This window comes from Rhodococcus sp. C-2 (genome assembly GCF_027854095.1).
Lineage (GTDB): Bacteria > Actinomycetota > Actinomycetes > Mycobacteriales > Mycobacteriaceae > Rhodococcus_F > Rhodococcus_F qingshengii.
On record NZ_JAQGFI010000005.1, the window covers coordinates 430,266 to 448,958 of the forward strand.

Genomic DNA, 18,693 nt, shown 5'->3' on the forward strand with positions numbered 1-18,693 from the left:
CCGCAAAAGTTTTCCAGAAATGAGCGAGGCGTGATGACAGCCCCCGAAGACACCGTATCCGCGCTCGCGCGTCGCCTCGACGACGCTGCGCAGACGCGCACCGACACGCCGAGCCTCGCCGACGAACACACCATCGACATCGACCAGGCCTACCGGATCCAGAACGAACTCCTCGAACGGCGCACCAGCCGTGGTGAATCGATTGTGGGCATCAAGCTCGGCTTCACGAGCAAAGCGAAGATGGCGCAGATGGGTGTCTCCGAAGTGATCGTCGGTCAGTTGACCGACGCGATGTGCGTGAGCAACGGCGGCGAAGTCGACCTGAGGACGTTCATTCATCCCAAGATCGAACCCGAAGTGGCATACCGCTTGTCGAAGGACGTCGATCTCGACGATCCGAACGTCGACATCGAAACCTGCGTCGACGCACTGGCTCCCGCAATGGAGATCATCGACTCGCGGTACCGCGACTTCCGCTTCACCTACACCGACGTCGTCGCTGACAACACCAGCGCTGCCGGGTACGTGATCGGGAGGTGGCTGCCGCTACAGAACGTCGAAGACCGTTCCGTACGTATGGAAGTCGGCGGCGAGACGGTAGTCGGTTCCACGTCGGCCATTCTCGGCGATCCGGTGCGAGCTCTGCATGCACTGCTCGACATCGCTCGTCGACGCCGAATCCCGTTGCGCGCCGGGCAGGTAATTCTGGCCGGTGCCGCCACAGCAGCTGTGCGACTCGACGAGGGCGTCGCACAGTGCACGATCGACGGACTCGGAACCGTCACGGTGAAAGGTGTGAAGCGATGAGTGGGGCGCAGGTCATCGAGAAGCTGGCGAAGCCGCGCGGAAAGTTCCCCCACGTCAAGGTGGTCGGCGATTTCGTCTATGTCTCCGGGACCAGTTCGCGTCGACCCGACAACACGTTTGTCGGCGTCGAGGTCGACGAGATGGGGACCACGGCGCTCGACATTCGGGCGCAGACGCGTGCCGTCATCGAGAACATCACGGCGATTCTCGCCGAAGTGGGCGGAGAACTGAGTGATCTGGTTCAGGTCACCTCCTACCTGGTGTCGATGAACGACTTCGGCGGATACAACGAGGTGTACGCCGAACTGTTCGACGAAAACGGTCCGACGAGAACGACTGTGGCTGTTCACCAGCTGCCCCACCCTCACCTGCTCATCGAAATTTCCGGCGTGGCGTACGTGCCCGCCTCCCGACGCTCGGCGTCCGAAGATACGGAGAATGCATCATGACCACGATTCCTCCCGTCATCGACTTCAAGAAGTGGATCGACGACAACCGCCACCTCCTGCAGCCGCCCGTCAACAATCAGACGATGGCGCTCGGAGACGATTTCATCGTGCAGGTCGTCGGCGGCCCCAACCAGCGGACCGACTACCACCTCGATCCGTACGAGGAGTGGTTCTACCAGCTCGAAGGCGACATCCACGTCAATGTCATGACCGAAGACGGTCCTCAGCGCGTCGACATTCGCGAGGGTGAAACTTGGTTGCTGCCAGGAGACATTCCGCATTCGCCGCAGCGTCCCACCGCGGGCTCGATCGGCCTGGTCATCGAACGCGTCCGCAAGGAAGGCACGCTCGAGAAGTTCCAGTGGTACTGCCTCGAATGTGATCACAAGATTCACGAGGTCGAACTTCAGGTGCGCGACATCGTGGCCGACCTTCCGCCGGTGTTCGTCAAGTTCTACGAGAGCGAAGAAGCCCGCACGTGTGACAAGTGCGGCACGCTCCATCCCGGCAAGGGCTGAGCTATGAGCAACCTGATCGACATCCACACCCACTACGTGCCCAACGGGTGGCCGGATCTGACCGAAGACGCGGGGCCGCAAGCGCCGTGGCTGAAGGTCGAGTCGGAAACCGAAGCAATGATCATGATGGGCACCAAGGAGTTCCGTCGCATCCAATCCGATGCCTGGGACGCCGAGGTGCGGCTTCGGGACATGGATGCCGACGGCGTGCAGACGCAGGTCGTCTCACCTACTCCGGCGTTCTTCAACTACGGCCGGAGCGGTGAGCAGGCAAGTCGCATTGCACGGATCTTCAACGACCTCGCACTCGAGATCGTGGAGCCGGCGAAGGATCGGTTGATTCCGTTCTGCCAGGTGCCTCTGCAAGACACCGACGCAGCGTGCCGTGAGTTGGAGCGGTGCATCGCGAACGGGCACCGCGGTGTCGAGATCGGCAATCATGTCGGCGATCTGGACCTCGACAGCGAGGGCGTGGTGACGTTCCTGCAGTACTGCGCGTCGCTGGACGTGCCGGTATTCGTGCACCCGTGGGACATGGCCAACTCTCCGCGCCTCGATCGCTGGATGGCGCAGTGGCTCACTGCGATGCCGGCCGAAACGCACCTGTCGATACTCGCACTGATTCTCGGTGGGGTGTTCGACAAGATCGACGATCGTCTCAAGATCGGATTTGCGCACGGTGGTGGATCTTTCGCGTTCTGGTTGGGACGGATGGAAAACGCCTGGCACGGCCGCAACGACATCATCGGTACGTCGCAGTTCCCGCCTTCGCACTACCTGGGAAGGTTCTACGTGGATTCCGTCGTCTTCGACGAGCGTGCGCTGCGACTGTTGGTGGACACGGTGGGGGTGGACCGTGTGATGGTGGGTAGTGATTACCCGTACCCCTTGGGGGAGCGTCCGGTCGGTGAGGTGGTTCGCAAGAGTGAGTCCTTGGACGATACTGCGCGCCAACTGATTTCGCGGGGGAATGCCGAACGCTTCCTGGGTCTCGTCTGAGGCCCCGGCTATACCTTTTCCGGTATGGCGGACGGTGAATTCGGCATTTGTGAGTCATGTCTCGAGCGAGCACAATTCCAAACACAACGATCGACGACGCTCGTGATACCGACAATCCCGAAGACGGGGTCGGTGACTACAGACTTCATCGTCCGCCTGCCCCATCCAATCGATAGGTTCCGCGATGTCAGACAAGATATCCAACAGCACTACGAGCGACGGAAAGCCGTTGCCGGAGAAAGCGGCCCGTAGCCGAGTTGCCATGGCAACCCTGGCCGGCACAACTCTCGAATGGTACGACTTCTTCCTCTACGGCACAGCCGCCGCGTTGATCTTCAACAAACAATTCTTCCCGAGCCTGAGCCCCACGGCCGGCACGCTGGCTGCCTTCAGCACCTTCGCCGTCGGGTTCATTGCACGGCCGGTGGGTGGACTCGTGTTCGGGCACTTCGGTGACCGGATCGGGCGCAAGGCCACGCTCGTGGTCTCATTGGTGATGATGGGCATCGGGTCCACACTCATCGGCCTCATCCCGAACTACGACTCCATCGGTTTCTGGGCGCCCGTCCTCCTGGTGGCAATGCGCGTCGTTCAGGGCATCGGTCTGGGCGGTGAAGGCGCCGGCGCGACACTCATGTCGATGGAGCACGCGCCGGCGGGGCAGAAGAATCTCTATGCAGGTTTCCCTCAGATGGGCACACCCGCCGGACTGGTTCTCGCCAACGGCATCTTCCTGACGACCAACGCCGTGATGTCGGACTCGGCATTCGCTTCGTGGGGTTGGCGAATCCCGTTCCTGCTCAGCTTCGTTCTGGTGGCGATCGGTCTGGTGATTCGCCTGCGCGTCACCGAGTCGCCGTCATTCGCCGGGATCATGGAGAAGGGCGAAATAGTCCGCTTCCCGCTGCGTGAGTCGCTCAAGGTCGGCTTCCCCCGTTTGTCTCTCACGCTTGCCGCGTGCTTGGCGAACTCCGCCGTGGCGTACGCCTTCATGGTGTTCACCCTGTCGTACGGAACGCAACATCTGGGTTACGACAAGCAATTCCTGGTGCTCAGCGTGACCGCGGCAGCAGTCCTGTGGTTCCTTTCCATCCCGTTCTGGACAAAGATCGCCGACAAGTACGGGCGTCGGCACATGTTCATCGGCGGATCAGCTGCAATCCTGTTGTGGTGCATCGTGTTCTTCCCGCTCCTCAACACCGAGAACAAAATGGTCGCCGTCATCGCGTTCCTGGGCATGGGCCTGATCGTTCCGGTCACACATTGTGTCCAGGGCAGCATCATCGCCGACACTTTCCCGGCCAAGGTCCGCTATTCCGGCTCGTCTCTGATCCTCCAGAGCGGTGCGATTCTCGGCGGTGGACTGGCACCGATGATCGCCACGGCTCTGCTCGACGCCACCGGATCTTCGGTCGGTGTGACCTGGTATCTCGCCGGGGTGTGCACGATCAGCCTGGTCGGCGCCATCGCCCTGTTCAAGATTGTCCCCGATTCGTCGCGGGGCTTGGAGCACGAGGAGATTCGCGTCTCCGAAAACGCCTGAGTCCTGGTCGATCCGACATCGGCCCGTTCCCTCTGGAGGGAACGGGCCGATCGGCGTTTCACGGTCGCATGAGCTCAGTTGCAAAGGACTCCAGCGTCGCGATCAGGGCCTGCGCGGACGGACTCGACGTGCGAGTCGCCGACGAGGTGATGCCGACGCTGTGCCCGATCGGATCGAGCGTGATGGACAGGGTGGTCAAGCGCGCGTCGTCGCGGGGGATGAGGCTCGGTAGTACCGCGATCATGTCGGTCTCGACCAGTAGCTGACGCACGGTGAGGAAAGAGGTTGCCTCGACCCGATTTTCGGGCAACGGCAAGCCGTTGCGGGCGAAGAACTCCTCGAGTTCGCGGCGGAGCACTGTCTCGACCCCGGGAAGGATCCAGGGGAAGCCGCGTAGTTCTTCGAGTTGGACGTCCTCGCGGTGAGCGAGCGGGTGATCTACGCGGGTGACGAGTTCGACGGATTCGGCGTAGAGGTTCCGTCTTGTCGCGGTGTCATCGGTAGGTGAGGTGAGCCGGCCGACGATCAGGTCGATTCGGCCCGCTTCCAGATCGGTGAGCAACTGCTCTGGCGTACCTTCGCGCACGACGACGGTGAGCAACGGGTGGTGAACCTTCAGGCGCGCGATAGCGCCGGGAAGCAGCACGTTGGATCCGGCGAGATGTGTTCCCACGATGACGGTTCCGCGATTGGCGTCGGCAAGTTCGACGACGTGTCGCCCGGCTTCGGTCAGCTGCGCGATCACGGCCCGTGCATGAGTTGTGAAGGCCTCGCCGAAAATGGTCGGGGTGATGCCGCGAGGGCCGCGGTCGAAGAGCGAGACGCCGAGAATGGACTCGATGTCGTGCAGACTCCGAGTCGCGACAGGTTGCGTGATGTGAAGTGCGGCAGCGGCGCCGACCACACTGCCCTGACGGCTCAATGCGTCGACGAGCAGGAGATGGCGGAGTTTGAGTCGCCCGTCGAGGAGCTTGGGCATGTCCATGGAGCAATCCTAGACGGGATTTCTCCGGGTGGGTAGGCGCCCGAAGTTGCTCAGGAGAAGGTGATTCCGATCGATTGGGACGAGGTGTACTTCTCCCAGGTTTCGCTGCTGTCCGGACTTCCCGTGTGCGCAAACGACGTCCAGTGCCGGCGTATCCGACGGCCCAGTGCGTCGATGCTCTGCCAGTCGCTGCTGCCCAGCATCGGTGAGCCCTGCCAGGACTGCTCGGTTCCCAACACGAAGGGTAGTTCTATGCAGTGAGTTGCTCCGAAGACGTCGTCCGTCGGTGCCCAGTCGAAGCGGTACGTGTACACCGACGCGCCGGCCGCTGTGAAGGTCTCGGCCAGCTCCATTGCCGGTTCGGCAAACATGTTCTGTGTCAGTGCCTTTTCGGCGACGTGTTCGGGATCGGGTACTCCCGCTACGTCGCGCACGAAAGCAGATCCCTCCTCTCGGGTGTATCCCACGATGACGTCAGGCGCTGTTTCGAAAGTTCGGATCACCGGTTCCAGTTCGGAGATCGGCGCGAAGGGCGGTTGCACGACATTGGGGGACCGCCGGCTGAACTCGACAGCCGTGCCGCGGAATGCGTCGAGAATGTGGGAGAGCGGCGCGGTCCGAGGATCTCCGTCGAGCAGTCGGGCAAACGTCTCCCCGTTCTCGATCGCGGCAGCCTGCGTGAAGTTGAGGTCCGGCCGTGGGGTGCTCTGCAGAATTGCTCGATGGAACAGGGTTCGAGAGTTGTTACTGCTCAACAGATTCACAATGGAATGGGCGCCGGCCGACTGCCCGAATACGGTGACCGAGTCTGGGTCGCCGCCGAATGCCTCGATGTTCTCGCGCACCCACTCGAGCGCCGCGATCTGATCGTGTACCCCGAGATTGCCTTGGCTGACGCCGTCGAGGAGGAGGTATCCGAGCACGCCGACGCGATAGTTGACCGACACCACGACGACGTCGCCCTCGGCTGACAAAGCGCCGCCGTCGTACCAGGGGAGTGAGCCGCCGCCACTGGAGTACCCGCCACCGTGAAGCCACACCATCACCGGGCGATGACCGGTCAGCGACGGGGTTGTGACGGTGACGGTGAAGCTGTCCTCGCTGTGCTCCGGTTCGGGGAGCGGTGGCCCCATGATGCGTTCGAGTCGTGAAGGTGGTTGGGGGAAGACCGTTCCAAGCGCTGTGGCGTCGAAGACGTCGGAGAACGGTTCCACCGGTCGAGGCTTCTCGAAGCGCGGTGCGCTGGCGTAGGGGATCGCACCGAAGTAGTAGGAACCGTCACGCTTTCGGCCGCGGACCTTCCCCGAAGGGGTGGATGCGATCACCGTCTCGAACGAGGGCATGGGTTCCTTTCTTCTTGTGCATGCTTTTTCGAGCATGCCAGGTGGATGCCGCGGCACAAATGCCTTTGTGGTCGTGCGGTATGCGTTACGGCGTGAGTGCCTGTACCAGTCGATCTTCGAGTCGCGTCGTCACTCGGCTGTATACGGAACCGTCGTCCAGTGCCCGGGACATCACGATCGCCCCTTGGATCCCGGCCACGGCTTCTTCGGCGAGTCCGATGGAATCTTCGGCACCGACGAGTGCCGCCTCGAGAGCCGCTGTCCATTCGTCGAAGTATGTTCGGACCCTGGCGCCGAAGCGGTTTCGCTCTTCACCGAGTGCAAATGCGCCGAACAGGCAAATGCGTTGCCCTGACCGAAAGTAGTCGCCCGCGGTAGCGAACATGCTCTGGACGCGCTGCCTCGGTGGAACCGATTCTGCTCGAAGAGGTTCGAAGACCTCGCTGCGAAACCATCCGTCGACCTCGTCGAGTACGGCCTCGGCCATCTCTTCCTTCCCGCGCGGAAAGAAGTTGTAGAGACTGCCTTTGCCCAAACCGGTGTGTTCGGTGATGACGGCCAGGCTTGCTCCGTCGAACCCGTAGGTTCGAAACACGTTCGCGAGAGCGGGAATCGTGTCCGAGCGTTCAGCTACCTGTCTGGCCATGGATTCATCCTTTCATCACAGACCCAACTCGCTCAGGCCCGGATGATCGTGCGGGCGTGGTCCGGTCGGATCCCAGAAGAACTTTCGCTCGGACTCCTCGATGGAAACGTCGTTGATGCTGGCATGACGGTGGTGCATGAGTCCGTCGGCGTCGAATTCCCAGTTCTCGTTGCCGTAGGAGCGGAACCACTGCCCGTCGTGATCGTGCCACTCGTACGCGAATCGCACTGCGATGCGGTCGTCGCTGTGTGCCCACAACTCTTTGATCAACCGGTAGTCCAGTTCGCGGGTCCACTTCTCGGTCAGAAGTTCGACGATCTCGGATCGGCCGGTGACGAACGTCGACCGATTACGCCACCAACTGTCCGGCGTGTAGGCCAGCGACACCTTGTGCGGATCGCGTGAGTTCCATCCGTCCTCGGCGAGGCGGACCTTTTGGACGGCAGTTTCGTGAGTGAAGGGCGGAATCGGTGCTCGGACGGTCATTGCGGGGCCTCTCGATCAGATATGTACCTATCGGTACAGACTTTACCGATAGGTACAGCAAGAGTCCAGTGAACGACTTCGGCCGCCCCCACCGAAGCGGGAGCGGCCGAAAGAGTCGAACAGGAAGAGCTAGCGCGCGCGACGAGCGAGGCGCTCGGAATCCGAGATCAGGACGCTCTTGCCTTCGAGGCGAAGCCATCCGCGGTGTGCGAAATCAGCGAGCGCCTTGTTGACGGTCTCGCGGGAAGCGCCGACGAGCTGGGCGATCTCTTCCTGCGTGAGGTCGTGAGTGACGCGCAGGGCGCCACCTTCCTGAGTGCCGAAGCGCTGCGCGAGCTGCAGGAGCGCCTTGGCGACACGGCCGGGAACGTCCGTGAAGATCAGGTCGGCCAGGGTGTTGTTGGTACGACGCAGACGGCGGGCGAGAACGCGCAGAAGCTGCTCGGCGATCTCGGGGCGCTGCTGGATCCATGCCTTGAGAGCGTCGCGGTCCATGCTCACGGCGCGAACCTCGGTGACGGTCGTAGCCGTCGAGGTGCGGGGGCCGGGGTCGAAGATGGACAGTTCGCCGAACATGTCGGACGGGCCCATGATCGTCAGCAGGTTCTCGCGACCGTCGGGTGAGCGTCGACCGATCTTCACCTTGCCGGACACGATGATGTACAGGCGGTCACCGGGTTCACCTTCGTTGAAGATGACATGTCCACGGGGGAAGTCGACGGGCTGCAGCTGCTTTGTCAGCGCCGCTACCGCTGAGGGCTCGACTCCTTGGAAGATGCCGGCTCTTGCCAGGACGTCGTCCACGTGCGCTCCTTGTTGGGATTTGTTCGTTTGTGGTGTCATTTTTGCGCTATCTATCTTTGTACCCTCGCTGCGCACAAACCGTCGTACACAGGCTCAGCCCTCATGAGTGAGACACTGTGTCCAATGCAATCTGTGTTCAATGCAACAGGTACGGCATCGAAGTCTACGTCCCGTTAGCTCGCGACGAGTGATTGATGCCACGTAAGAGCCGAAAATTCTTCCGGAATCCGCTGCGGTGACTACTTTGTATGGCCGTCAACTTGCCCGTTGTGTCCGGATTTCGCCCAGGCTGGCGCTCTCGGGAGCCTCCGACTGACGGCCCTTACGCTTCCGGTGGAAGCGGGCGAACGCTTGGGGAAACCCATCGCTTGCCAGGCGGGCGACGTCGTCGTGACTTGCCTGGTCGAGGAAGTCTTCTACTTCATGCTCTTGGACCGAGAGCCGACGCAATCGCCCTTCGACTCGTTCCATCGCCAGGGCAAAGAGCATAAGCAGTAGCGGAAAGAGAATTACTGCGAGTCCTTGCATAGGGGGAAGTAAACACGTCGAAGGTCTCAGAATCGACACGACGGAGTCTCCACTCATGTCGTATCCGTACAGTTGTCTGAGTGCAGACCACCCCGACAGGCAGTTCAGAGCAGCGGAAGAAACCGCGTTCGGGGGGTGCGCGGAAGGAAGAATCACACCTCGGATTGGTACGCCGGGCGCGTCGGATGAATCGTGAGCTCGCTGTGGCTTTCCCACACGTGTACTGCGAACTCGACTTCACGACTCCGTTGGAACTGGCAGTGGCGACAATCCTGTCGGCGCAATGCACCGACGTCCGCGTCAACATGGTCACGCCGGCACTCTTCGCCCGTTATCCCGACGCAAAGGCATACGCGGAAGCCGATCGGACCGAACTCGAGGAGTACATCCGCTCCACCGGCTTCTACCGGAACAAGACGACGTCGCTGATCGGACTCGGTCAGGCGCTACTCGAACGCCACGACGGGCAGGTCCCGAACAAGCTCGAAGATCTGGTGAAACTCCCAGGCATCGGACGCAAGACCGCGAACGTCGTGCTGGGCAATGCCTTCGACATTCCGGGAATCACCGTCGACACCCACTTCGGTCGGCTCGTGCGTCGGTGGAAGTGGACCGAGGAAGAAGATGCCGTCAAGGTGGAACACGCCGTCGGGGCACTGATCGAACGTAAGGAATGGACTCTGCTCTCGCATCGCGTGATCTTTCACGGCCGACGGGTCTGCCACGCGCGCAAGCCCGCATGCGGTGTGTGTGTTCTGGCCAAGGACTGCCCGTCGTACGGGCTCGGCCCGACCGACAAAACCGAGGCCGCGGCCCTGGTGAAAGGCCCCGAGACCGATCATCTGCTCGCCCTGGCAGGGTTGTGATCGCCGATGACAAGTGCCGGAAGATGGTCTCTCGCTGCGCTCGTGGTCGTCGCGGCTCTCGTCGTGGCGATCTGGCCGCGCGGAGGAGACGACACGACGCCCACCTCGACGGGCCCGTCCTCGTCCGCGTATCAGCCGCCGACGTTCACTCCGTCGTCGGAATCGCTCGATCAACTCCGTAGCCAGGCGGCTCTGGCCTCCTGCCCGACTCCGACCGGCGAAGCGCCTGCCGGCTCGGCTCTCGCCGGAATCACCCTCGACTGCGTCTCCGACGGAGCGCCCGTCGACCTTGCCGCAGCGGTGAGCGGAAAGCCGACTCTGCTCAATCTGTGGGCGTACTGGTGCGCGCCATGCGCCGAAGAGCTTCCGTACCTTCAGGAATTCGCGGAGCGCGCCGACGGCAGCATCAACGTGCTGACCGTGCATTCGGATCCGAATCAGGAGAACGCTTTGACGCGACTCATCGACTACTCGGTGCGTTTGCCCGGCGTCCAGGACAGTGACGGCAAGGTACGGATCGCAGTGGGCGCACCGCCGGTGCTGCCGGTGTCGGTGCTCGTGCGCGCGGATGGAACAGTCGCCAAGGTCTTGCCCCAACCCTTCCGCAGTGCGGACGAGATCGCCGCCGCTGCGGCGCAATATCTGGGAGTCGTCGTATGAGCACACCGGTTCCCGAGTGGTTGCGCGCTGTCGCCAGCACCCAGCCCACCGATCCCCATCGGATCAACCCAGTCCTCGAGCGTCGCGCGCCGCGCGGCACCGTGACGCGTCCGGCCGCGGTGCTCGTGCTCTTCGGCGGACCGCGTGAGGCAGACCCTCTCGCCGTCGGCGGCTTGCCGGAGGGCGCAGACGTCCTGCTGACCCAACGGGCGTCGACGATGCGTCAGCACAGCGGACAGGTCGCATTCCCGGGCGGTGCCGCCGATCCGGGCGACGACGGCCCCGTCGGCACCGCGCTGCGTGAAGCTCAGGAAGAGACCGGGCTCGATCCGAGCGGAGTTCAGCCGCTCACCGTGCTGCCGGAGATCTTCATCCCGCCGTCGGGTTTCGACGTGACGCCGGTGCTCGGCTACTGGGAGCAGCCGACGACGGTGGGCATTCAGGACGAGGGCGAGGTCGGACGGGTGGCCAGGGTGCCGCTGCGCACGTTGCTCGACCCCGACAACCGGTTTCAGGTTCGCCATCCCCTCGGATACCAGGGCCCGGCGTTCCGCGCCGACGGCATGCTGGTCTGGGGGTTCACAGCAGGAATCCTCGCGGCGCTGTTCACGGTGTCGGGCTGGGAGATTCCGTGGAACTACGAGGACGTGAGAGACCTGGACACAGCGCTGTCCGAGTTCGGTGAAGGTGTCGAGGATTCGGCGGTGCCGCGATGACAGGTTCTCGTTGGGTGGACATCGCCATCGTTCTGGTCGCCCTCATCGCGGCCACGTCCGGATGGCGTCAGGGCGCGGTGGCGTCGGCGCTGGCGTTCGTCGGCGTGATCCTCGGCGCCGTCGCCGGGATTCTGTTGGCGCCGCACCTGCTCGTGCACGTCACCGAAGGCAAGCTGCGCATCCTCGCGGGCATCTCGCTGATCGTGGTGTTGGTCATCATCGGCGAAGTCGCCGGCATGGTGCTCGGACGCGCGGCGCGCAGCGGAATGCACAGTCCGACGGCGCGATCCGTCGACAGCGTCATCGGTGCGGGTCTACAGGCGGTGGCCGTCGTGGTCGCGGCGTGGTTGCTCGCGATTCCGCTCACTTCTTCGTCGCAGCCGAATATTGCCGCCGCTGTTCGTGGTTCGGATGTTCTCGCCAGCGTGGACGAACTGGCGCCGCAGTGGCTGCGCCGCATCCCGACGGAGTTTTCGGCGTTGCTCGACACCTCCGGTCTGCCGGACGTCATCGGCCCGTTCGGGCGTACGCCCATCACCGAGGTCGAAGCACCCGACGCGAGCGTTCTGGCCAGTCCGTTGGCGGCGCAGTTGCGTCCGAGTGTTCTACGCATCAACGGCGTCGCACCGAGTTGCCAGCGCGCGCTCGAGGGATCCGGATTCATCGTCGCCCCCGAACGCGTCATGACCAACGCCCACGTGGTTGCCGGAACCGAGAGCATCACGGTGGACACCATGGAGGGCGCGCTGCCCGCGCAGGTGGTTCTCTTCGACTCCGCCGTCGACATCGCGATTCTGGCGGTTCCCGGACTGGACGCACCGGTGCTGCCGTTTGCTCCGGAGCAGGCTCGGACCGGCGACAACGCGTTGGTGCTCGGTTACCCCGGCGGCGGTCCGTACACGGCCAGCGCAGCCCGCGTTCGTGAGGTCCTGAACCTGAACGGACCGGACATCTACAAGGCCGGAACCACTCAACGTGAGGTCTACACCGTCCGCGGATCCATCCGGCAGGGCAACTCTGGTGGGCCGATGGTCGACGATCAGGGGCGCGTCCTCGGCGTCGTGTTCGGTGCTGCCGTCGACGACAGCGACACCGGATTCGTCCTCACCGCCCAGGAAGTATCGCGCCAGTTGAACGCGGCTGCCTCGGCGTCGACGCCGGTGCCGACAGGCGCCTGCATTCTGTAGCGGTCACTTCTCCGTAAGGAGGAAGTCCTCGAGTTCGCGGTTGACGCGCTCGGGGGCTTCCTGATGCGCGTAGTGACCAACTCCGGCAATGGTGCGCAGTTTTTCGCCGGGAGCCCAGTGCTTGTCGCGTCGCACGGTACGGGTGAGCACGTACGGGTCGAGTTCGCCGTGAATCTGGACGATCGGAATGCGAAGAACCTGATCCATCAAACGCATGAAACGACGACCCTCGGGCCGGAGCTGGCTGCGGAAGGCCCAGCGCTGGTACTCCAGCGTGGAATGCGCGACGCCCGGGATCCGGATCGCGGCCCGCATCTTGGTCATCACGTCCGCGAACTCGGGTTGCTGCGGCCAGGTGGGGCCGGACCGCGAGCGAACCAGACGCTCCACCTCGGCGCCGTTGTCGGCCGTCAACCGACGTTCCGGGCGTAGCGGTACCTGATAGGCCAGGAACGAGGGCAAAAGCGCGCGGCGCTGATATGGGTCGCGCACGACTGCTTTCTTGAGTGCCATCGGGTGTGGCGACGAGATCAACGCGATCGACCGCACCAGGCGTGGATGCAGGAGCGCGGTCGCCCAGCACACCAACCCGCCGTCGGCATGACCGATCAGCGTGGCCTTGCCGTAACCCATCGCACGAATGAGGCCGGCTACGTCACCGGCGAGCGTCCAACCGTCGTAGCCGCGAGGGGGCTTGTCGGAATCGCCGTACCCACGAAGATCCATGGCGACGACGCGGAATCCCTGCTCGGACAGTGCCGTCAACTGATGGCGCCAGGACCACCAGAAATCGGCGAATCCGTGCAACAGGACCACCAACGGAGCATCCGGCTCCGCGTCGCCTACCTCGACGACGTGAAACCGGATGCCGTTGGCGTGAATGTCCCGGTGAATCCAGGGGCCGTCGAACCTGACGGTGGATGGATCTGGGGCTGCCACTTTCGATCAGACTCGCTACCGGCGCGCGTTGAAATCGACCGACGGCTTTGCGTCGTCATGGCTGCTGCCGGGGATGACGTTCTTGGCCTGCTTGAGCGATTCGATCGTCTTCTCCGGAGCCCTCAGCTTGCGCACGCGCAGATAACCGAGCAGCGCCAGAATCGCGGTGGTCACCACCATGATCAGGAAGACGATGAGGAACGCCAGCCAGCGCGGCACCCAGGTGTCGAGCATCTCGGCCAGGAAGAAAAAGAAGAAGAACGAGCTGAACAGCAGAACCGTGAAGGCCAGGATGAAGAAGACGCTGCCCTGCAGACCCTTCTTGACCTCGCCCGTCACCTCGGCCTTGGCAAGTTCGACCTCGGCGCGCACGAGGGTGGAGACCTGTGCGGTCGCGTCCTTGACGAGGGCCCCGATGGTGGCCTCGCCCGGCGTGCGGGCGTCCACATCGGTGAGAGGGATGGAAGAGACCGTGTTCGGTACTCCATCTCCGGTGAAGCGCTGGCTCTCTCCGTTGGTCAAGCTCACTTGTCGACCTCTCCAGGTAGTTCTCTCGCGTCCGTGGCAATGGCGGTGGAAGCGTCGTCTCGAGCCGCATGAACTCGTCCACGTCGCCACAGCAGCGCTGATCCGATCAGCGATGCCACCAACGATGTCACGAGAACTGCGGCCTTCGCTATCTCGGCCTCGCTACCATCGCCGACCCCGTCCAATGCGAGGTCTGCTACAAGCAGGCTAACGGTGAACCCGATGCCACCGAGAACTGAGAGGGCAAACATGTCTCTCAATTCCAGTGTCTTGGGTTTGGTTGCTATCCCCAATTTGATCGCGAGCAGGGAAATTCCGAAGATTCCGACGGTTTTGCCGACCAGAAGACCGACGACGACCGATTGCCCGACTGGGTCGGTGAAAATGTCGCCGAGTACCGCCGCGTTGATCGGAACACCGGAGGCGAACAGTGCGAAGACGGGGACACAGAAGCCTGCAGAGTAGGGCTGAATGCGGTGCTCGAGACGGCTACCGGGCGCGTACTCCTCGTCCGGATCGCGCCTCACCCGGGTGAGTAAGCCGAGCGCGACGCCCGCGAGTGTGGCGTGTATCCCCGCTTCGTGCATCGCGTACCAGGTCAGTAGTGCCAGCGGGACGTAGAGGAACGGCGTCGTGATGCGTTTGTGTTGGGCGTAGGCGTAGGCAGCCAGGGCTGCGGCCGCGGTCAGCAGCCACAACATCGCGAGGGAACCGGTGAACAGTACGGCGATGAGGATGATCGCGAGCAGATCGTCGACGACGGCCAGGCTGAGCAGGAAAACTCGGGCGCTCGCCGGGATCTTCGAGCCGGTCAGCGCGAGCACGCCGAGGGCAAAAGCGATGTCCGTCGCGACGGGAATGGCCCAGCCCTTGTCCATGCCGGGCGTGCCGAAACCGATGGACGCCGCGATGATCGCGGGGACCAGGACGCCGCCGCACGCCGCGATGATCGGGAGCATCGCGGCTTTGCGGTCCGCGAGTTCGCCGACCACCAGTTCACGTTTGAGTTCGAGGCCGGCAACGAAGAAGAAGACGGCAAGCAGTCCGTCCTGCGCCCACGTGCCCAAGCTGAGGTCGAGATGGAGTGCGGACGGACCGATCTGGAAGTCACGTAGTGCGATGTAGCTCTCACCGAAAGGAGAGTTCACCCAGATCAGAGCGAGGGCGGCAGCGATCAGGAGGATCGATCCGCCCACCGTTTCGGTGCGGAGATAGCGGGACAGTTCGGAACGCAGGGTGGAGATCACGCGTGGGGACGACCTTTGTTCGTGCAACCGAATTCGGATGCAACAGACATGAACGTGATCGACGTTGTGACGCATCGAATGCACGTGCCGACCAGACTTCCCGGCTCACCTTTACGGAATTTTATCGCGGATTGCCCGCTGAGCCGAATTCGCGAACCGAATTTGCGTCGGAAAACCCCGCGGGTGTTCAATTCCTACTGATTGGGACACTATCCCACCAATTGGACATCTTTCGTATAACGGCGCAGGAGCATGTTTTGAGCACGTCAGTCAGTGAGAATCCACCCAAGCCGGAGGGCGGCGACGCAGATACCGTCGCCGGAGTGCCGCGCAGCCGAATCGTGGTCGCCAGCATGGTGGGTACGTCCATCGAGTTCTACGACTTCTACATCTATGCAACAGCGGCAGTATCGGTGTTCCCGCACCTGTTCTTCCCGAAGGGCAACGACACCACCGCGCTTCTCGCGTCGTTGGCGACGTTCGGACTCGCGTTCGTCGCCCGTCCCCTCGGTTCGATTCTCTTCGGGCACTTCGGTGACCGCGTCGGACGCAAGGCAACTCTGGTCGGCTCGTTGCTGACGATGGGCATAGCGACCTTCCTCATCGGACTACTGCCGACCTATCACCAGATCGGACTGCTGGCCCCGGCGTTGTTGGCGCTCATGCGTTTCTGCCAGGGTCTCGGGCTCGGCGGCGAATGGTCGGGTGCGGCGCTGCTCGCGACCGAGACAGCCAAGGAAGGCAAGCGGGCCTGGGCGGCGATGTGGCCGCAACTCGGTGCGCCCATCGGCTTCTTCATGGCCAACGGACTGTTCCTGATCATCACGCTGTTCATGAACCACGACAATTCCAGCCCGGACCTCGAGGGTGCCTTCCTGAGTTGGGGATGGCGAATTCCGTTCCTGCTCAGCGCAATCATGGTGATGATCGGCCTGTACGTCCGGCTCAAGCTCGAGGAAACCCCGGTGTTCGCGCGTGCAGTCGAGCGCGGCGAGAAGGTCAAGACCCCGGTGGCCGAGGTGTTCAAGACCAGTTGGCGTCAGCTGATCATCGGTACGTTCGTGATGCTCGCGACGTACACGCTCTTCTACATCATGACCACCTGGGTTCTCAGCCACGGAACCGGCAAGACGGCGGCCGACGGCGGAACCGGCGCAGGCTTCAAGTACACCGATTTCCTTGTCCTGCAGCTCATCGCAGTCGTTTTCTTCGCTGCTGCCGTGCCGGTCTCGGGTTGGCTCGCCGACCGCTACGGGCGTCGTATCACACTGCTGATCATCACCGGCCTGATCATGGTGTTCGGCTTGACCTTCGGCGTGTTCCTCGAACCGGACGGAATGAACGACGGTCGTATGTTGGCGTTCCTCATCGTGGGCATGCTGCTCATGGGCCTGACCTTCGGACCGATGAGTGCCGTTCTCCCGGAACTCTTCCCGACCAACGTCCGCTACACGGGCTCGGGAATCGCGTACAACACGGCCAGTATTCTGGGCGCAGCGGTGGCGCCGTTCATCGCCGTCTACCTCGCGAAGAACTACGGCGTCGGTTGGGTCGGCATCTATCTTCTCGTAGCGGCGACGCTGACTTTTGTCGCGCTGCTGGTCATGCGTGAGACGAAGGGTGAGTCGCTCGACGATGTAGGGGCATAACCCTGCTGTGCGCCTTTATTAACCCCCGGCGGTTAATAAAGGCGCACAGCAGTTGTCAGGGAAGCTGAGCAGGCAGGACATGCTCACCGGTCTTGTCGGTGCTCAAGGCCAGGGAGCTGATGTACTGCTTCTCGCCGTTCGGGCCGGGCACGTTCGACGCGAGCATGTCGGGACGCTCGAATTCGATTCCGCTGACGCAGCACAGAAGCGTTTCACCGGAGGGGTTCCCGTACTCGTCGAACATCGGCAGATCGATGCCGTCGTCGGTGCGTCGTAGGTAGTACTTTCCCTTGGTGGCGACGGCCAGGATCGGCGGCATCACCAGTGCGATGACGATTGCGACGATCGGGGAGAACGGCTTGATCGCCGAACCGAAAGCACCGAAGAACACCAGGATCGAAATGCCCGCGGCCAGCAGCATCGACACGAAGCCGACGGGGTTGACGTCGTAGAGCATCCCGCGTCGGAACTCGGGGACTTTCGGGGAGAGCTTCAACCAGTACTTGTTGATCGCGATGTCCGAGGCGACGACCACGACCCAGGCGATACCGCAGTTGGCGTAGAAGCCCAGGATCGTGTTGAGGAAGTCGAACATGTTGGCTTCCATCAAGATCAGTGCGATCGCCAGGTTGACCAGAACGAAGACCATGCGTCCGGGGTAGGTCTTGGTGACGCGGGTGTACGAGTTGGTCCAGGCCAGTGAGCCGGAGTACGCGTTGGTGACGTTGATCTTGACCTGGCTGATGACCACGAGGATCACGGCCAGCGTCATGGCCAGCCAGTGAGGCATCATGTCCTGGTAGATCTCGAGGAACTGGTGCACGGGCTGGTTGGCGATCGAGGATCCGTCGACGACGTTCGCGATGATGTACACGGCGAGGAACAGTCCGACGATCTGCTTGAATGCGCCGAAGATCACCCAGCCGGGGCCGGCGAGAATTACTGCAGCCCACCAACGGCGGGTGTTTTCCGGCGTCTTGGGCGGCATGAAGCGTAGGTAGTCGATCTGCTCGGCGATCTGTGCGATCAGCGACAAGCAGACACCCGCAGCCAGCATCACCGATCCGAAGTTGACGCCCTTGCCGTTTGCGCCGTCCTCACCGCCGAAGGCGAAGAACGCGCTCACCGAATCAGGGTGCTTGAACAGCAGATACAGGAACGGCAGCACCATCATGACGAGCCACAGAGGCGTCGTCCACACTTGGAGCTTTGCCAGAGCCTTCATTCCGTAGATGACCAGTGGAATGACCATCAGGGTCGAGACCGCGTAGCCGATCGAGAGTGGGATCCCGAGCCCCAGTTTCAAACCCTGGGCCATGATGGAACCTTCGAGCGCGAAGAAGATGAAGGTGAACGTCGCGAAGATGACGTTGGTGACCACCGAGCCGTAGTAGCCGAAACCGCTTCCGCGAGTGATCAAATCGAGGTCGATATTGTATCGCGCGGCATAGTAGGCGAGTGGGAAGCCGGTCGCCATGATGACGACGGCAAACACGGCGATGCCCAGAAGTGCGTTACCGGTGCCGTACGAGATGCCGATGTTGGCGCCGATCGAGAAGTCTGCGAGATACGCGATTCCGCCGAGCGCGGAGGTCGCGACGACGCCGGTTCCCCATTTGCGGTAGCTGCGTGGCGCAAATCGGAGGGTGTAGTCCTCCAGAGTCTCCTTCAGTGCGGCGTTCTCACCGAGATCTGCCCTGTCCGGTGCGCCGGCGGACACCTGCTCGTTCACTGCTGTCATGACGTCACTTCCCCTGGGTGCCTGTGCATGTGCACTTTGTGGTGCAGGCACC

General features: G+C 62.6%; 20 protein-coding genes. 10 read left to right on the top strand and 10 right to left on the bottom strand.

The genetic code is table 11. The features are described from left to right. Window positions 1-33 precede the first annotated feature (33 nt). From PCS43_RS13605 to PCS43_RS13625, 5 genes are all read left to right on the top strand, one after another. Window positions 34-807: a 2-keto-4-pentenoate hydratase gene (locus tag PCS43_RS13605; protein WP_003943526.1), complete on the top strand. Its 774-nt coding sequence runs from the start codon at window positions 34-36 to the stop codon at window positions 805-807. Next, window positions 804-1,256 carry a RidA family protein gene (locus PCS43_RS13610; protein ID WP_007732394.1) on the top strand — a complete coding sequence of 151 codons (453 nt, stop codon included), beginning with the start codon at window positions 804-806 and terminating at the stop codon, window positions 1,254-1,256. Before PCS43_RS13605 ends, PCS43_RS13610 begins: the two co-directional genes overlap by 4 nt. Then, window positions 1,253-1,774 carry a 3-hydroxyanthranilate 3,4-dioxygenase gene (locus PCS43_RS13615; RefSeq protein ID WP_003943511.1) on the top strand — a complete coding sequence of 174 codons (522 nt, stop codon included), beginning with the start codon at window positions 1,253-1,255 and terminating at the stop codon, window positions 1,772-1,774. The genes PCS43_RS13610 and PCS43_RS13615 overlap by 4 nt, the downstream gene beginning before the upstream one ends. 3 nt (window positions 1,775-1,777) lie before the next feature. Beyond that, entirely contained in the window at window positions 1,778-2,773 is a 996-nt protein-coding gene (locus PCS43_RS13620) for an amidohydrolase family protein (RefSeq protein ID WP_270923058.1), read from the top strand. Between the two features lie 184 nt (window positions 2,774-2,957). After that, window positions 2,958-4,316, top strand: coding sequence for an MFS transporter (locus PCS43_RS13625; RefSeq protein ID WP_042446679.1), 1,359 nt, complete (start codon window positions 2,958-2,960; stop codon window positions 4,314-4,316). Window positions 4,317-4,374: 58 nt separating this feature from the next. Here PCS43_RS13625 and PCS43_RS13630 read toward each other — a convergent pair whose 3' ends face one another. The 6 genes from PCS43_RS13630 to PCS43_RS13655 all read right to left on the bottom strand — a co-directional run bounded on the left by PCS43_RS13630 (window position 4,375) and on the right by PCS43_RS13655 (window position 9,108). Continuing rightward, on the bottom strand, window positions 4,375-5,301 hold the full coding sequence (locus PCS43_RS13630) for a LysR substrate-binding domain-containing protein (protein ID WP_003943516.1): 927 nt from the start codon (window positions 5,299-5,301) through the stop codon (window positions 4,375-4,377). Between the two features lie 50 nt (window positions 5,302-5,351). Further along, window positions 5,352-6,644, bottom strand: a complete 1,293-nt coding sequence (locus tag PCS43_RS13635) for a carboxylesterase family protein (RefSeq protein ID WP_209911108.1) — start codon at window positions 6,642-6,644, stop codon at window positions 5,352-5,354. 85 nt (window positions 6,645-6,729) lie between these two features. Further along, complete coding sequence (locus PCS43_RS13640; protein ID WP_209911111.1) at window positions 6,730-7,290, bottom strand: TetR/AcrR family transcriptional regulator; 561 nt, start codon at window positions 7,288-7,290, stop codon at window positions 6,730-6,732. 15 nt (window positions 7,291-7,305) lie between these two features. Beyond that, entirely contained in the window at window positions 7,306-7,776 is a 471-nt protein-coding gene (locus PCS43_RS13645) for a nuclear transport factor 2 family protein (protein ID WP_003943523.1), read from the bottom strand. A gap of 129 nt (window positions 7,777-7,905) precedes the next feature. Next, window positions 7,906-8,580: a Crp/Fnr family transcriptional regulator gene (locus PCS43_RS13650; protein ID WP_003943506.1), complete on the bottom strand. Its 675-nt coding sequence runs from the start codon at window positions 8,578-8,580 to the stop codon at window positions 7,906-7,908. A 255-nt stretch (window positions 8,581-8,835) separates the two neighbouring features. Continuing rightward, window positions 8,836-9,108 carry a hypothetical protein gene (locus PCS43_RS13655; protein WP_209911115.1) on the bottom strand — a complete coding sequence of 91 codons (273 nt, stop codon included), beginning with the start codon at window positions 9,106-9,108 and terminating at the stop codon, window positions 8,836-8,838. Between the two features lie 80 nt (window positions 9,109-9,188). On the opposite strand from PCS43_RS13655, the gene nth reads away from it, so the two are divergent. The 4 genes from nth to PCS43_RS13675 are packed head-to-tail and all read left to right on the top strand — an operon-like array spanning window position 9,189 to window position 12,537. After that, on the top strand, window positions 9,189-9,974 hold the full coding sequence (gene nth / locus PCS43_RS13660) for an endonuclease III (protein ID WP_003943471.1): 786 nt from the start codon (window positions 9,189-9,191) through the stop codon (window positions 9,972-9,974). Between the two features lie 6 nt (window positions 9,975-9,980). Beyond that, entirely contained in the window at window positions 9,981-10,634 is a 654-nt protein-coding gene (locus PCS43_RS13665; RefSeq protein WP_209911118.1) for a TlpA family protein disulfide reductase, read from the top strand. Continuing rightward, on the top strand, window positions 10,631-11,350 hold the full coding sequence (locus tag PCS43_RS13670; protein ID WP_007732411.1) for an NUDIX hydrolase: 720 nt from the start codon (window positions 10,631-10,633) through the stop codon (window positions 11,348-11,350). Before PCS43_RS13665 ends, PCS43_RS13670 begins: the two co-directional genes overlap by 4 nt. Continuing rightward, on the top strand, window positions 11,347-12,537 hold the full coding sequence (locus PCS43_RS13675) for a MarP family serine protease (RefSeq protein ID WP_209911121.1): 1,191 nt from the start codon (window positions 11,347-11,349) through the stop codon (window positions 12,535-12,537). Before PCS43_RS13670 ends, PCS43_RS13675 begins: the two co-directional genes overlap by 4 nt. Window positions 12,538-12,540: 3 nt before the next feature. On the opposite strand, the gene PCS43_RS13680 is transcribed toward PCS43_RS13675, so the two are convergent. Genes PCS43_RS13680 through nhaA form a run of 3 tightly spaced genes read right to left on the bottom strand, consistent with a single transcriptional unit; the run spans window position 12,541 to window position 15,335 of the window. After that, entirely contained in the window at window positions 12,541-13,476 is a 936-nt protein-coding gene (locus PCS43_RS13680) for an alpha/beta fold hydrolase (protein WP_019746624.1), read from the bottom strand. 15 nt (window positions 13,477-13,491) lie between these two features. Next, window positions 13,492-14,004: a phage holin family protein gene (locus PCS43_RS13685; protein WP_209911124.1), complete on the bottom strand. Its 513-nt coding sequence runs from the start codon at window positions 14,002-14,004 to the stop codon at window positions 13,492-13,494. After that, a complete protein-coding gene (gene nhaA / locus PCS43_RS13690) occupies window positions 14,001-15,335 on the bottom strand; it encodes a Na+/H+ antiporter NhaA (RefSeq protein WP_007732414.1) in 1,335 nt (444 codons plus the stop codon). Before nhaA ends, PCS43_RS13685 begins: the two co-directional genes overlap by 4 nt. 173 nt (window positions 15,336-15,508) lie before the next feature. Between nhaA and PCS43_RS13695 the strand changes: the two genes are divergently transcribed. Continuing rightward, window positions 15,509-16,900: an MFS transporter gene (locus tag PCS43_RS13695; protein ID WP_020968263.1), complete on the top strand. Its 1,392-nt coding sequence runs from the start codon at window positions 15,509-15,511 to the stop codon at window positions 16,898-16,900. 55 nt (window positions 16,901-16,955) lie between these two features. Here the strand turns inward: PCS43_RS13695 and PCS43_RS13700 are convergent, their stop codons facing one another. After that, complete coding sequence (locus tag PCS43_RS13700) at window positions 16,956-18,641, bottom strand: purine-cytosine permease family protein (protein ID WP_209911127.1); 1,686 nt, start codon at window positions 18,639-18,641, stop codon at window positions 16,956-16,958. Window positions 18,642-18,693 lie beyond the last annotated feature (52 nt).